Annotated in this window: 13 protein-coding genes; 4 read left to right on the top strand and 9 right to left on the bottom strand. The window is 64.0% G+C overall.

Going from position 1 to position 13,664, the window contains the following annotated elements:
- Nucleotides 1–344 precede the first annotated feature (344 nt).
- The 8 genes from menA to IRZ31_RS15005 form a co-directional block, all read right to left on the bottom strand.
- Complete coding sequence (gene menA, locus IRZ31_RS15040; RefSeq protein ID WP_297155052.1) at nt 345–1,601, bottom strand: 1,4-dihydroxy-2-naphthoate octaprenyltransferase; 1,257 nt, start codon at nt 1,599–1,601, stop codon at nt 345–347.
- A gap of 228 nt (nt 1,602–1,829) precedes the next feature.
- Nucleotides 1,830–2,483 (bottom strand): hypothetical protein, encoded by a 654-nt coding sequence (locus IRZ31_RS15035; RefSeq protein ID WP_297155050.1) that lies wholly within the window; start codon nt 2,481–2,483, stop codon nt 1,830–1,832.
- Between the two features lie 233 nt (nt 2,484–2,716).
- Nucleotides 2,717–3,166, bottom strand: coding sequence for a hypothetical protein (locus IRZ31_RS15030; protein ID WP_297155048.1), 450 nt, complete (start codon nt 3,164–3,166; stop codon nt 2,717–2,719).
- A gap of 301 nt (nt 3,167–3,467) precedes the next feature.
- Nucleotides 3,468–3,842, bottom strand: a complete 375-nt coding sequence (locus IRZ31_RS15025; protein ID WP_297155046.1) for a hypothetical protein — start codon at nt 3,840–3,842, stop codon at nt 3,468–3,470.
- Between the two features lie 90 nt (nt 3,843–3,932).
- Nucleotides 3,933–4,823: a metal ABC transporter permease gene (locus IRZ31_RS15020; protein WP_112431729.1), complete on the bottom strand. Its 891-nt coding sequence runs from the start codon at nt 4,821–4,823 to the stop codon at nt 3,933–3,935.
- A 39-nt stretch (nt 4,824–4,862) separates the two neighbouring features.
- The gene (locus IRZ31_RS15015) at nt 4,863–5,735 is read right to left on the bottom strand and encodes a metal ABC transporter permease (protein ID WP_223258388.1); all 873 of its coding nucleotides are present in this window, start codon (nt 5,733–5,735) and stop codon (nt 4,863–4,865) included.
- Nucleotides 5,736–5,778: 43 nt separating this feature from the next.
- Nucleotides 5,779–6,645 carry an ABC transporter ATP-binding protein gene (locus IRZ31_RS15010; protein WP_297155042.1) on the bottom strand — a complete coding sequence of 289 codons (867 nt, stop codon included), beginning with the start codon at nt 6,643–6,645 and terminating at the stop codon, nt 5,779–5,781.
- 153 nt (nt 6,646–6,798) lie between these two features.
- Nucleotides 6,799–7,734, bottom strand: coding sequence for a zinc ABC transporter substrate-binding protein (locus IRZ31_RS15005; protein WP_297155040.1), 936 nt, complete (start codon nt 7,732–7,734; stop codon nt 6,799–6,801).
- A gap of 386 nt (nt 7,735–8,120) precedes the next feature.
- Between IRZ31_RS15005 and IRZ31_RS15000 the strand changes: the two genes are divergently transcribed.
- The 4 genes from IRZ31_RS15000 to hemH all read left to right on the top strand — a co-directional run bounded on the left by IRZ31_RS15000 (nt 8,121) and on the right by hemH (nt 12,563).
- Nucleotides 8,121–9,260, top strand: a complete 1,140-nt coding sequence (locus IRZ31_RS15000; RefSeq protein ID WP_297155038.1) for a membrane dipeptidase — start codon at nt 8,121–8,123, stop codon at nt 9,258–9,260.
- A 26-nt stretch (nt 9,261–9,286) separates the two neighbouring features.
- Nucleotides 9,287–10,075 carry a class I SAM-dependent methyltransferase gene (locus IRZ31_RS14995; protein ID WP_297155036.1) on the top strand — a complete coding sequence of 263 codons (789 nt, stop codon included), beginning with the start codon at nt 9,287–9,289 and terminating at the stop codon, nt 10,073–10,075.
- A 181-nt stretch (nt 10,076–10,256) separates the two neighbouring features.
- Entirely contained in the window at nt 10,257–11,360 is a 1,104-nt protein-coding gene (hemE, locus tag IRZ31_RS14990) for a uroporphyrinogen decarboxylase (protein ID WP_297155034.1), read from the top strand.
- A gap of 219 nt (nt 11,361–11,579) precedes the next feature.
- Nucleotides 11,580–12,563 (top strand): ferrochelatase, encoded by a 984-nt coding sequence (hemH, locus tag IRZ31_RS14985; RefSeq protein WP_297155033.1) that lies wholly within the window; start codon nt 11,580–11,582, stop codon nt 12,561–12,563.
- A gap of 348 nt (nt 12,564–12,911) precedes the next feature.
- Here hemH and IRZ31_RS14980 read toward each other — a convergent pair.
- A partial coding sequence (locus IRZ31_RS14980; RefSeq protein WP_297155031.1) for a hypothetical protein occupies nt 12,912–13,664 on the bottom strand: 753 nt, incomplete at its 5' end.

Here is a 13,664-nt window from a genome sequence, read left to right as displayed (position 1 = left end):
CTCCTTCTGAAATAACCGCCAGGACGTCCTTGACACATCCAAAGTGTAGCACAGTGTACCATCCCTGTAAATGGGTCGAATGGGCTGAGACACTCGCGTGCCATGCCTGGACGGAGCGCGCTTCTTCGCGCTGGTTACCTGGCTGCGCCTGCCCGGCTGGTGAGATGCTCCTCCTCCTGCCCGGCCATTTTTTTCGACTACTTGAGCACTGGGGAGGTAGAAGAAAGAAAATTGTGATGGGGCGGCTGGTGGAGACGATAACTGACTCCCCTCCTCTGAGGGAGGGGAGCGGCGCGGGTTGGCGCCGGGCTCCCACGAGGCAGAACCCGGCGCCCCGGGTCGGCTCAGGGTAAGGCCAGAGAAGGCACCTGGGGGAGAATGGGGAGGATCGCCGAGAGCAGCAGACCGACGACGAGCAGGGCGATAAACCAGGCCTCTAACTTGAGCGTCTCGCGCAGCACAAGATGGAGGCCGGAGGCGAGATCGGTGCGGACGATGCCGCTCACGACGACGACCAGGGTGGGCAAGGTCCAGAGGGCGATGAGTACGAGGTGAGGCGCATTGTGCGGTAGACCGATAAGGAGCAGGACGAGGTAGGCGCCTCCCAGCAGGGCCAGAAAGAGGGTCCGGTTGAGGCCCAGGCCCAGGGTGTTGGCCAGCGTGCGCTTGCCGGCCTGGGCATCGTCCTCAACGTCGCGCATGTCATTGACGTGCACGAAGGCGGTAGCCAACAGGCCCGGCATCAGGCTGTAGAGTACTACCTGCCCGCTCAGTTGGGCCTGCTGGAGGTAGTAGGCTCCTACAGTGATGAGAGGCCCGTAGACGCAAAAGGCAACCGGCAGGCCGAGCATGAGTGAGGAGAGCGCTCGCCGCGTGGCGCTGTAGAAGTAGGCGGCCAGCAGACCCAGCAGCCCAAAGAGGAGCAGTGGCCAGCCGGAGGCGAGGGCGAGCAGCAGGCCAAGCAGCGAGCCACCGGCCAGGAGGACCAGGCCAAGGGCCAGGACATGCGTGGGCTTGATCAGGCCCTGCTGAATGAGTTTGCCCGGCCCCAGGGTGTTGCTGGTGTCAATCCCGCGCAGGTAGTCGTAGTAGTCGTTGATGAGATTGGCCCCGAGCTGCAGAAGCACCACAGCCAGCAGCCCCACCAGGAAACGCTGAGGGTGCCAGTGCCTCAGCCCCAAAGGCCCGCCTAGACTAAGGACATGCGCTAGCGCAAGGACGCTCCCCAGCAGGAACGGCATGATGCTTAAGATGAGATAACGTGGCCGCATGCCTTCCCACCAGATGCGCAACCACTCGCTCACGCTGCGCCGATACTCCGCCGGCTGGGCCACCAGAGGGGTCGGCGTGCTAACCGCTTCACTCGCTTCGACCGAGTGCACCGAGACCTCGGGCTGCAGGGTGCTGAGGGTCTGGAGCGACCCCAGGGGAATGGTAGGTACTTCCTCCGCCTGCACCGACTCGGCGGTCACGATCTGCGAACTGGCTTTGATTTCGGTCTTGCGTTCTTCCCCTTTGCCATTGCTGATAGTATCGCTATGCTCTGCAGTCTCTAACTCTTTTGCAGGCTGCTCTTTGTTGGTAAGCTCTTGCTGCGACATATGCCCCCCTTTCGCTGCGCACTTGCCGCTGGCTCCGGCGGCGCACCATTGGGTCCCTTCTTGATGTTGAGAAGATAGAGAGACAGTAGACGATCAAAGATGCTATAGAAAATGACTGCTTCTGGTATCACTGCTTGCTTACTTGCTGCAGGCTGGAACGCGGCCTGTAAGCTGAGCTGGTGACGCCTTCGTCACTGTTAGTATACAACCTGCCGGCCAATCGGCACATCACGAAGGTGCCTCGCCTTTCTCGTTGAGCGCGGTTAGCAGCTCGCTGATCTTTCCCTCAAGCTGCGCCTGTCGCACTGCGACGGTGAGGTCGCCGCGCGTCTTCTCTAAGATTGCGCGTGCTGTGTCGGTGGTACGGCGCAGGCCACCGGTGATGGCATCGGGGAAGTCGATGGTGATAAGCAGGGCGTAGATGTCGTCCATGTGCTGCAGGAGCTGCTCGCATTCGGCGAGCCAGCCGTGACGCAGGCGGTCGAGGACGTAGCGCCGCAGCTCGCCGACGGCCTCCCCCAGGCCATTGAGATAGGGCGCCCAATCGATATGAAGGCTCTGCGGGTGGGGCAAGGCTCTCCCCTGGACCAGGGCCAGAAAGGCCGCCGCCTCAGCATATTCTTTCTGGGCGTCCTGCACGAAGCCGGCGTAGAAGACATCTGGTTGCTCGCGCAGGTCTGTCCCGATCTGGGCAAGCAGCTCCGCCGCCCGGGCAAGTAGCTCCTCGGCAGCGGCGAATTCCCGCCGGTGGGCCGCGCGGATGCTGTTGGCACAGTAGCGAATCAGGGTGCGCGCACGCGGCAGCGCTTGCTCACGCGCGCTGTTTTTCTGGTTGAGATAGTCGAGCGCTTCCTGACCAAGGCTCTCAAGGTTCTCGATCATGGCGTGTACCTTTGCTGACCTCTTTTCGAATATTGCCAGTGTACCATAGATCAATATGCCTGGCATCTTCTTATGGTTGCAGACAGCAAAAAATCCCACTCATCCCGCCTTTGTTGCCAGGCGAGTGGGATTTTTTGCTCTCTCAGGCTACGGCTCTCGCTCTCTATCTGCTCTGCGCTCGCTGCGCTGATCCAACCAGGGCGCGGACTAGCCGCCTTCAGGGAACAGCCAGGCTAGACCAGGCGTATTACCTCGATCTCCGGTGGAAACCGCATCTGGTCCAGGTCGCCGGCCCAGAAGAGTTGCTTCATGATCTCGGCTACGGCATAGAGGAGGTGCTGCAGGCTGGCCTCGCGGTTGCGCTCAAAGGTAGTGCTGCCGCGGTAGCTGGCGAGGCTGCGGAACCAGGTGTTGATGCCCGTCCGCTCGCTGAGGCGCACCAGATAGACTTCCATCTTCAAGGCCCCGTATTCGACGGGGATGATGATGCGCAGCTGCGGCTCGTGCTCGATGATGTCCAGGCGATAGAAGACGCCATAGTGGTCGCGCGATGCCTGGAAGATGGAGACTTCGGGCACCTCGTTCTCCGCCCCTTCGTGCTCTTCGTAAGGCTCCGGTTGCTGCTGTTCCATAGTCACTCCTAGGTTAGCCAGCAAACTCTCCAGCTGTTCGTGAATGTTCATGGTTGCGCTTCCCCTTCCTCTTTGCAGCATACTCGTTCGGCAATGGCGCGCTCTGGCGTCCTTGGGCGCGGCGGCTTGACTGCCTGCTCTCTGTCGCTGTCTCCTGGCGCAGGCCGCCTTGCTTACTCTCTTTTTCTCTCAGGCTTACCCAAAAACGGAACTCGCTCAGAGACGCTGCTCTTTTCTCTGGACTGGACGGGTGAAGCGCTGCCTGGTGCCTGGTCTTTGTGCGCAGGCCCTGGCTGGCAACACGGGGAGGAGAGAGGCCGTGAGATGGGGATGCTCTCCCCGTGCGGGGAGCTTAGCCGCCGGCCCGTTTGGCGCGGTAGCCGAGCTGCTGCAGGTGTGCCAGGATCTTATCGCAGTGGTCGCCCTGAATTTCGATGGTACCCTCTTTGACGGTGCCTCCCGCTCCACAGAGACGCTTGAGGTTGCGGGCGAGCGTCTCCAGTTCGGCCTGGCTGATAGGCAGGCCGCGAATTACGGTGACCGTTTTGCCGCCGCGCTGGGCCCGCTCGCGGCTGACACGGATGCCTCCCCCTCCGGGGGCGCTGGTCGAGGCCGGCTTGCCTGGCTTGCCTCCGCTCTCACAGCGGCAATGGCGATAGGGCTGGTGGCAGACGGGACAATGGGTAACTCGTCCACCGTCGGTGCTGTAGACGAGACGATCTGGCATGGCTCTTTTCTCTTCCTTTCTTCTCTTCTCTTTTCTTCTTTCCGGGCCGGGCTGGTTGGCTGGCTGGCTGATCTGCTGCGTCAGTCAGGGTCAGGCGGCGGTGCGTCGCCCTTTGCAGGGATGAGCGGGCTGGGCCGGCACCTGTGGCGGGCGACGTTGGCGCCAGTGGGCGCTGAGGGTGGCAGCAGCGTAGCAGAGCGTGGCCAGAGTGGCGATGCAAAAGCTGGCGGGCAGGTGCTGCCCAGGTCCCAGGAAGGCGATGAGCAGTCCGCCCCAGGTGCTGCCCAGGCCCAGCAGGACGGCCAACAGGAGCGCGCGGGCCGGCGAGGGACTGAGACGCGCGGCGGCGGCGGCTGGGGCGACCAGGAGGGCAAAGACCAGCAGGACGCCGATGACGAGGACGGAGATGGCGGTGGCAAGGGCGAGAAGGAGCAGGAAAATGACGGAGAGCAGGCGCACGGGGACGCCGCGCGCCGCGGCCACCTCGGGATCGATGGAGGCGAAGAGCAGCGGTCGGTAGAGGATGAGCAGGGCCAGGCTGCAGCCAAGAGCACAGGCCAGGCTCAGCCAGACGTCTCCACGGCTGACGCTGAGGATGGAGCCGAAGAGAATGCCAATGCCGGCGCTGGCATGGCTAGCGCTGCTGGCGGCGTAGAGGCTGAGAAAGAGGACGCCCAGGCCCAGGGCGAAGGAGAGCACCATGCCGATCTCGATGTCGCGTCCGCGCAGGCGCTCGCCGAGCAGGCCGATGGTGCAGGCCGCCAGCAGGCTGAGGACGAGCATGCCGGGCAGGGGACTGAGACCAAGCAGGGCGGCCCCGGTGGCTCCGGTGAAGCCGATGTCGGTCAGGGCCTCACCGGCGAAGGTTTGGGCGCGCAGGACCACAAAATAGCCAACCAGGGCGGCGGCGATGGCGACACAGCCGCCGGCCAGGAAGGCGTTCTGGATAAATTCGTGCTGCCAGAGCGTGCCAATGTTCATGTTCCTGATGCTCCTCTCTTGGACGATCGGGATAGGGCTTTACCTCGCGCTGGCCTGCTGTGAGAGGCCCGCGCCAGCGGCTGGTAGCGCGCCTGGCTGCGGTGGCCGTCGCTGCCAGCGCGGGGCGATGAGGCGCGCGGGAAGATAAACGATGAAGGAGAGGAAGGCGATGAAGAAGCTGACCGGGATGGTGCCGCTGAGGACGGCCAGCAGGATGCCCAGCCAGGTGTAGAGCAGCCCCAGGGCTATGGCCAGCAGGATGACCGCCCCCGGGCGCAGGGCCAGTCGCCCGGCGGTGGCCGCCGGCCCGACCAGCAGGGTGAAGACAAGCAAGGCCCCGACAATTTGAACGGCGATGGCGATGGTCAGGGCCACCAGAACGAGGAAGACGACAGCTAGCAGGCGCACAGGGACACCGCGCGCCTCGGCAACCTCGGGATCGTAGGAGCTGAAGAGGAGGGGACGAAAGAGGAGCAGGATGCTGATCAGGATCAGCAGGCTGACGCCAAAACTGAGCAGGACGTCGAGACGGCTGATGCCAAGGATGGTGCCGAAGAGGATGCTGTAGACGCGCTCGGCGTAGCCGCTGTAGAGGGAGAGGAAGAGCAGGCCCAGGGCGAGGGCGAAGGTCATGAGGATGCCAATGGCCAGGTCGCGCTCGCGCAGGTTGCGCCCGAGGAGTCCGATGCCAACGGCGGCCCCGATGGTGAAGGCCAGCAGGCCGAAGAGCGGGTCGAGGCCGAGCAGGACGGCGCCGGCGGCGCCCGCGAAACCAATGTTGGGCAGGGCATGGCCGGCAAAGGTCAGGCCACGCAGCAGCAGGAAGTAGCCGGTGACAGCGGCCACAATGGCGATGCAGGTCCCGGCCAGAAACGCATTTTGGATAAAGGGATAACTCAACAGATTGATCATGGCGCCTCCGCTCCTTTCTTCCATCCTCTTGGGGGCTGGCTGCTTAAATATCGACGCCAACGACAAAGAGCCGTCCCAGGGCTTCGACGACTTCGACGGGGGCGCCGTAGAGGGCGCTCAGGGTGGCGCTGGTGATGACCTGCTCCGGTTTGCCAATGGCGGCGTGCCCGCGCGCCAGATAGAGGACGCGGTCGATGACCGGCAGCAGGGGATTGACGTCGTGAGAGACGAGCAAGACGGTCATGCCGTGCGTGCGACAGAGCCGGGCGATGAGGGCGATGATCTCCTGCTCATGGCTGATGTCCAGGTTGGAGAGCGGTTCGTCGAGCAGGAGCAGGCGCGGCTGACTGAGCAGGGCCTGGGCGATGAGCAGGCGCTGCTGTTCGCCGCCCGACAGGTGGGCGACGGGCATGTCGGCCAGCGCCAGGGCATCGACCTCGGCCAGAGCCTCCTCGATGATGGCCCGGCGCTGGCGTCCGCCGGAGACGAACCAGCCCGGTCCCCAGCGATGGCCATCGAGGCCGAAGCCGACGAGATCGCGCGCGCGCAAACTGAGGGCGCCCTCCAGGGTGCGGTGCTGGGGGGCGTAGCCGATCAGCCGGTTGCCGCGGCGCGGCGCCTGCCCAAAGATGCGCACAGTGCCTGCGCTGGGCCGGATCAGCCCGAGCAGCACCTTGAGGAGGGTGCTCTTGCCGGCTCCGTTTGGCCCCAGCACGGCAATGAATTCGCCCGGATTGATGGTGAAGGTGACTTCCTGCAGAATGGTCCTGCCTCCCAGGCAGACGCTGACTCCCTCTAGCTCGATGACTGGCTCTGTAATTGGGGGCGCCTCCTGACCCGGGCCCCTCAAGGCAGAAGCTTGAGGCGCCGCTCCGGGAGGTGCGAGGCGCTGGTCGTGCTGGGTGCTCACTGGGCGTGCTCCTTTCCTGTCCTATCCTGTGCTACCTTGCCTGATCCACTGCTTGCTTACTTACTCCCGCGCACCAGCCATGTGCCAGGCCGCCTCGACTGGCCTGGCTCAGGCTGACTGGCGCGCTGAGGTCCGGTCTCTTCTCTTTCTCGCTCAAGCTGCCTGGGCCTTTTGCAGAGCTGTCTCCAGGGCATTGAGCTGGTCCAGCATCCACGTCTGATACGTTTTGCCCGGTGGCATGGTCTCAGTCACCGCGACCACTGGAATCTGATGGGCCAGGGCTTCGCTGCGCAGCTTCGCGGTGATGGCTGTGGCGGTCTGCTCATTATAAATCAAAACGTTGATGCGATGCTGCTGGATCTGGTTCTCGACGGTGACCACGCTGCTGGCCGGGGGATCGTTGCCCTCGGCAATAGCTTTCTGGAAGTCGAAGGGGGTGAGCACGTTCAGCCCCATGAGGGTGGTCTGATAGAGAAAGAGGGTCTCGGTCAGCCCAACCGGGGTGCCGGCGTAGCGCGCTTTGATCTCGGCGAGCTTGTTGGTGATCTGCTCTAGCGAGCTGAGGAAACGCTGCAGGTTCTGCTGGTAGTCGCGGGCGTGGGCCGGGTCAAGTTTCTGCAGGGCCTGGCCGATGGCGCGCGCGATGGCGGCGATGTCGGTGGGACTGTACCAGACGTGTTCGTTGTCCTCCAGCTTGACGGGCGCCAGATCGTATCCCTTGAGGACGATGCGCCCCTCTTGAGGGGCTGCCGCCAGCAGGTGATCGATCCAGCTGTCGTAGCCGCCGCCGTTGGCAATGACAAGCCTGGCCTGCGCTACGGCAACGGCGTTCTGAACGTTGCTTTCGTATTCGTGCGGGTCAATGTTGGGATCGCTCAGAATGCTGGTGACGGCGACATGGTCGCCGCCAAGCTGGCGCGCAATATCGCCGTAGAAGTTCTCCGCCGCCACGATGGCAAGCTTGCCCGCGCTGTCCCCGGTGCTGCCGCTCAGGTTGCCTGCGCTGCAGGCGCTCCCCAGCAGGCTGATGAGTAGAAATAGTCCTACGGCGAGCAGAAAGCGCGCCGTCCGGCTCCTGGTCTGATGCATGCCGCTTGCTCCTCCCTCACCACAAGCCCTCGGCGAGCTTGCGGCGTTATTGATACAGCATCTCTCTTACTGAGGAGCATACCACAATGAAGAGATCGCTGTCAATGAGATAACGTCTCAACAAGCGAGCGCTGTAGCAGGAGAGGCGGATGAGCAGATGGACGAGAGCAGTCGCGCCAGCGTCAGGGCGGCGTTGCCCTGCTGTGGGCCAGGCTTGCTTCTCGACAGCGCTGGCGCGTGTAGCATATCATGAGGACGTGGCCGAGAACGATCCTATCCTGTCCTGGGTGCTGCCCTTCGCAAGAGGATCGGGTCCTTGCGGGAGGCGCACAGGTGCTGGACTGGTCGGCCAGCTTGCTAAACTGGAGAGGAAGCGAAAGCGAGTCATGTTCATTGTCGATGCGCATCAAGACATTGCCTACAATGCTCTGGAGTGGGGGCGTGATCTGCGGCGAGCGGTGGCCGAGACGCGGGCGCTGGAGGCGCGCGAGCACCCCGATTACTGCCGCGAGGATGCCCAGGGGGGTATCTGCATGGTGGGGCTGCCGGAGCTGCGCCGTGGCGGCGTAGCGATTGTCTTTGGGACCCTCTTCGCCTATCCCCTGCTCGGGGTGGGCAAAGGCGTCAATCCGCGCTATCGGCTCACCCAGAGCTATCGTGATCCAGATGGAGCCTGGCGGGTGGCGCGGGCGCAACTGGACTACTATCGCCGGCTGGCGCAGGAGGCCGGTGTCTGGTTGCTGCTCACCCAGGAGGATCTGGAGCGCTTCATCGAAGCCTGGTCGCAGAGCAATGCAGATGATCCACAGCGTCCCTTTGGTATTGTGCCTTTGATGGAGGGAGCCGACGCGGTGCGCCGGCCCGAGGAGGCGGAGGACTGGTTTGCGGCGGGTCTGCGTGTGCTGGGTCTGGCCTGGGCGCATGGCTCGCGCTACTGCGGTGGCAATGGGCGGCCCGGTCCTTTGACGTCAGAGGGGCGCAGCCTCTTGCGCCATATGCAGCGCCTCGGCCTGGTGCTCGATACCAGTCACCTGGCCGAAGAGAGTTTCTGGCAGGCTTTGGAGCAGTTCGAGGGAACGGTGATCGCCAGTCATAGCAACTGCCGGGCGTTGGTTGATACGCCCCGCCATCTCAGCGATGCCATGATTCGCGCCATTGCGGAGCGCGGCGGCGTCATTGGCATCGCTCCGATCAATCCTTTCCTCTACGCGGACTGGAAGCGGAGCCAGCCTTTTGCGGTCTCGCTGCGGCGCGTGGTGGAGCACATTGATCATGTCTGTCAGTTGACGGGGAGCGCCAGCCATGTGGGGATCGGCAGCGATCTCGATGGCGGCTTTGGGCGCGATGAGACGCCGGAGGAGCTGGAGACGGTGGCCGATTTCCCGCGCCTGGCGGAGGCGCTGGCGGCGGCTGGCTATGCCCAGGAGGATATTGTGCGCATCATGGGAGGAAACTGGCTGCGCTTGCTGGAGCGCGTCCTGCCGCGATCCGGCGCTGCTTCACCGGAGACAGACGAGAAAGGATAGTATCTACTCCTGCAGGAGCCACTTTGATGGAGAAGCGCTTTGTGCCAAATCAGAAGCGTCTGAGGCGCTTTCAGGATCACGAACTGGTCAGCCATTACCATTTGCGCCCTTTCTATCCGCCGGAGACCTTTGTCATTCTTGAGGAGTTGATGGTGGATGAGCCGCGCGTGGTGCTTGATCTGGGCTGTGGCACCGGCAATGTGGCCCGTCCGCTGGCTGCCTCGGCGGCGGTGGAACGCATCGATGCTGTCGATGTCTCGCTGGCTATGCTGGAGCGGGCCAGGGAGCTGCCGGGGGGTGATGCGCCGACAATTCGCTGGATTCACGGGCGGGCTGAGGATGTGGCCTTGACGCCGCCCTATGCCCTGGTGACGGCGGGTATGTGCCTCCATTGGATGGATTGGGGGCAGGTTTTGCCTCGCCTGGCCCATATGCTGACGCCGCGGGGTCTGCTGGCTATTCTCAACCTGCAGCAGTCCATGCCCTGGCTGCAGGCGTACCAGCAGATCCGCCGGCGCTTCGCCGACGAGCGGCCAGCGCCGGGCCTGAAGCTGGTTGCTGCAATGGAGCAGCGTGGACTGTTTCGCCTGCTTGGCGAGCGCCAGACGGCGCCGCTGCCGATGCAGCAAACGGTCGAGGATTACATTGCCGCGCAGTATGCCTACAGTTCGCTGGCAGGGCTGGATAGCGAGCAGCGGGCTGACTTTGAGCAGGAGATGCGCACGCTGCTGACACCCTTTGCACGGGATGGCCTGCTCAGCTTCGAGGTGGTTGCTACGATCACCTGGGGCCGGCCCTGCGACGCCGCGGGCTGAGCTGGCTTTCTCCTGGGGGAGGAGTTACAAAAATCTCACAATCTGGTAGAAAGCGGTAGAGATTTTTGCAAAATTTGCCGCCGCCCTGCCTTCCACGCTATCATATGACATGGCGCAGAGGCAAGGACCTCCTCGCCTCATCCTCACAAGAAAGGACTCCTTTTTTTCAGGATAGCGTTCTATGCAGACTGAACAAGAGCATCACTCGCAGGTGGAAGGCGCAGGGCCGGCAGCGGGGCCGGCGGCTTCGACGGGCCTGGCTCGCTTCCTGGCTGCCTGTCGCAGAGAGCAGCCGGACGCGACCCCGGTCTGGTTTATGCGTCAGGCCGGGCGCTGCCTCGCCGAGTACCGTGAGCTGCGCAAGCGCTACGATATCCTCACGATGGCCAAGACGCCCGAGCTGTGTGCGCAGGTGACCCTGATGCCGGTCGAGCAGCTCGGCGTTGATGCGGCGGTCCTCTATGCCGACATTATGCTGCCGATGGAGGGCATGGGGGTCTCGCTGGAGATTCAGCCTGAGATTGGCCCCATTATTCATCACCCGATTCGCACGCTGAGCGATGTGGCGGCCCTGCAGGTGCGCGAGCCGGAGGAGGCCACGCCCTTTGTGCTGGAGGCGGTGCGCCTGGTGCGGCGCGAGCTGGAGGGGAAGAAGGCGGTGATCGGCTTCTCGGGAGCGCCCTTTACCCTGGCCTGTTATTTGATCGAGGGGCGCCCGTCGCGCGACTATACCCAGGCTAAGGCGGTGATGTACGGGCAGCCGGCTCTCTGGCATGCCTTGATGGAGAAGCTGACCGAGGTGGTGACGCGCTACCTGCTCGGGCAGATCCGCGCCGGGGTGACGGCGGTCCAGCTCTTCGATAGCTGGGTGGGAGCGCTCGGGCCAGAGGCCTATCGGCGCTATGTGCTCCCGTACAGCCAGCGCATCTTTGCGGCAGTGAAGGAGACGGGTACGCCGAGCATTCATTTCGGGACGGGCAACGCCGCGCTGTTGGAGCTGCTGGCCGAGGCGGGTGGCGATGTGATCAGCGTGGACTGGCGGGTCAATCTTGACGCAGCCTGGGAGCGCATTGGCTACGAGCGCGGTATCCAGGGCAATCTTGATCCGGTGCTGCTCCTGGCGCCCTGGGAGATTCTTGAAGAGGGAGCGCGCGACGTGCTGCGTCGGGCCGCTGGCCGGCCTGGCCACATTTTTAATCTGGGGCATGGCGTGCCGGCGGAGGCCGATCCCTCTGTACTGCGCCGGCTCGTCGATTTTGTGCATGAGGAGACGCGTCGCCGCTGACGAGAACCTGACCTGATCTGACCGACCCGGGCGCTGCCGCCTGGGGGCAGAGGTTCAGCGGCTCACTTCCCACTGGTCGCGCTCCTGGTTTCCCGGTCGACAGTCGGCTGATGAGCGCTGCGGCAAGAGGTCGCTCAAGGCTCCCGACTGTCTGAGGCCGGCACTGAATGATGAGAGAGCTGAGACTGATCTCAAGAGAAGAGTGAGGGATAGACTGCGATGGAGAGCGTCAAGCGTGTCGGCGTGGTCTTGATGACCTATGGCTCGCCGGCCACTCTCGATGATGTTGAGACCTATATGACGAATGTGCGTGGAGGGCGCAAGCCCGAGCCGGAGCTGGTTGAGGAGTTTCGGCGCCGCTACGAGCTGATCGGAGGTTCGCCGCTGATTCAGATTACGCAGCAGCAGGCGGCGGCCCTGGAGGAGGAGCTGAATCGGCGCCATCCGGCGGGGCCGCGCTTTCAGGTGGTGGCGGGGATGCGCTTCTCGCCGCCGTTTGTGGCCGATGTGGTGCCCGAGGCGGCGGCGGACGCTCAGGCGCTGATCGGCCTGATCATGTCGCCGCAGTATTCGCCGATTATTATGGGCGGCTATATTCAGGCGCTCACGGAGGCGGCGGCGCGCCTGGGGCGCTCTGATCTGCTGGTGAAGGTGGCTGAGGACTGGCATCTGCAGCCCGATTTTATCGAGGCGCTGGCGGGACGGGTGCGCCAGGCGCTGGATCGCTTCCCGCCGGAGGTGCGTGCGCGGGTGCCGGTGCTCTTTACGGCCCATAGTATGCCGAAGCGCGTGGTGGATGGCGAGCCGGGCTACATTGCGGCCCTCAAGGAGACGGCGGCAGCCGTGGCCGAGCGGGTGGGTCTGCCGTCTGAGCGCTGGCTCTTCTGCTACCAGAGCGCCGGGCATACGCCGGAGGAGTGGCTGAAGCCGGATTTCGCCGATGTGATGCCGGAGCTGAAGGCGGCGGGCCATACGCATGTTTTGATGGCGCCGGTGCAGTTTCTGGCTGACCATCTGGAGATCCTCTACGATATCGATGTGGGAGCGCGGGAGCAGGCCGAGCAGGCCGGACTGCAGTTCGCGCGCATCGAGTCGCTGAATGTAGAGCCGCACTTTATTGCGGCGCTGGCGGCGGTGGTGGAGGAGACATTGCGCGCGGCGCTGGCCGGGCTGCCGTCGACGTCCCAGGCTCGGGTGGGCTGAGTCTGACTGACTGTGTGGCTGTTGTGGATGAGCCGGGTCATCGCAGCCAGGCGGAGCGTCACTGCGTCAGGCTTGCCTGATTGCTGGCTGGCTTGACGCTCTGCAGGCGCTCTTTGCTGGTGTGTGGCCCGCCTCCTTCCTCTGTCGGTTCATCCTGGCTGACGGGGCGGGGCGGCGATCCTGGTGGCCGGCGGCGCTCAGCCTCTGCTGATGATGGGGCGATGAGAAAGGGCGATGGGAGGAGACGGCTGGTGCGTAGCCGCTGCCCATCGCCCTCGACTCAAGGGATAGAGAGGTCCAGGGACGAGATCACCCGCGGAATCGAAAAGGAAAGGAATGAACAATCTGCTAGGAACTGGCGGCCTGACCCACTGGCTCGCTCTCTTGACTGGCCAGGCTCTCCGCCGCCAGGAAATACTGGCCCTCGACCAGGCTGCCGTCGGGGCGGAGGTGGATGAGGCCGCGATAGTGGCCATGAACGAGGGTCAGGCCCGTGGGCAGAGGCTGCAAGGCCCGCAATTTGACCCAGGGCGCCAGTTGGCGTAACCACTCCTGGGCCAGGGCCTGCGCTTCTTGCTCGTCGGCGGCATAGAAGAGATAGAGCAGGTCGGAGGTCGATCCGGCGCTGCTGGCCAGCAGCCAGAGTGTCTTGGATTCATCCGGCTCGTCCTCGTCACGCGCTCCACGCTCCTGAATGGCCGGCAGCGGCTCCGTCTCCCCGCCTTCCTCGCTGCGCAGCGCCAGGGGGTGACCAGCCTGCTCCAGGCGCACCGCCTCTGTTGAGGGGGCGGCTATAGTCGCCGCCGCCGCTTCCTCCGCTGCCGCTGGGGCCTGCCCCTGGCTCTGGTCCTGCCCCTGGCTTCCCGCTCGCTCCGGCAGCAGGCTATCGCCACGCTCAAAGACCTCAAAGACCAGCTCCAGCGCCTGCTCCGGCCCCACCAGCTCGCAGAGCCGCTGATGATAACGCTCCATGTTGCGCAGGCGAGCCTCGATAAAGGCATGCTTCGACCAGCCGATCGCCGGCGCGTAGAGCGCTCGCCGCCCGGCAATGTACTCCTCTTCCAGCCGCTTGCGCAGCTCTGCTACTTCACTCACCATCTC

The sequence above is a fragment of the Thermogemmatispora sp. genome (assembly GCF_019683635.1).
Classification (GTDB): Bacteria; Chloroflexota; Ktedonobacteria; order Ktedonobacterales; family Ktedonobacteraceae; genus Thermogemmatispora.
The sequence above is the reverse complement of the archived record's forward strand: the minus strand, read 5'-3'. Positions and strand labels throughout refer to the sequence as shown.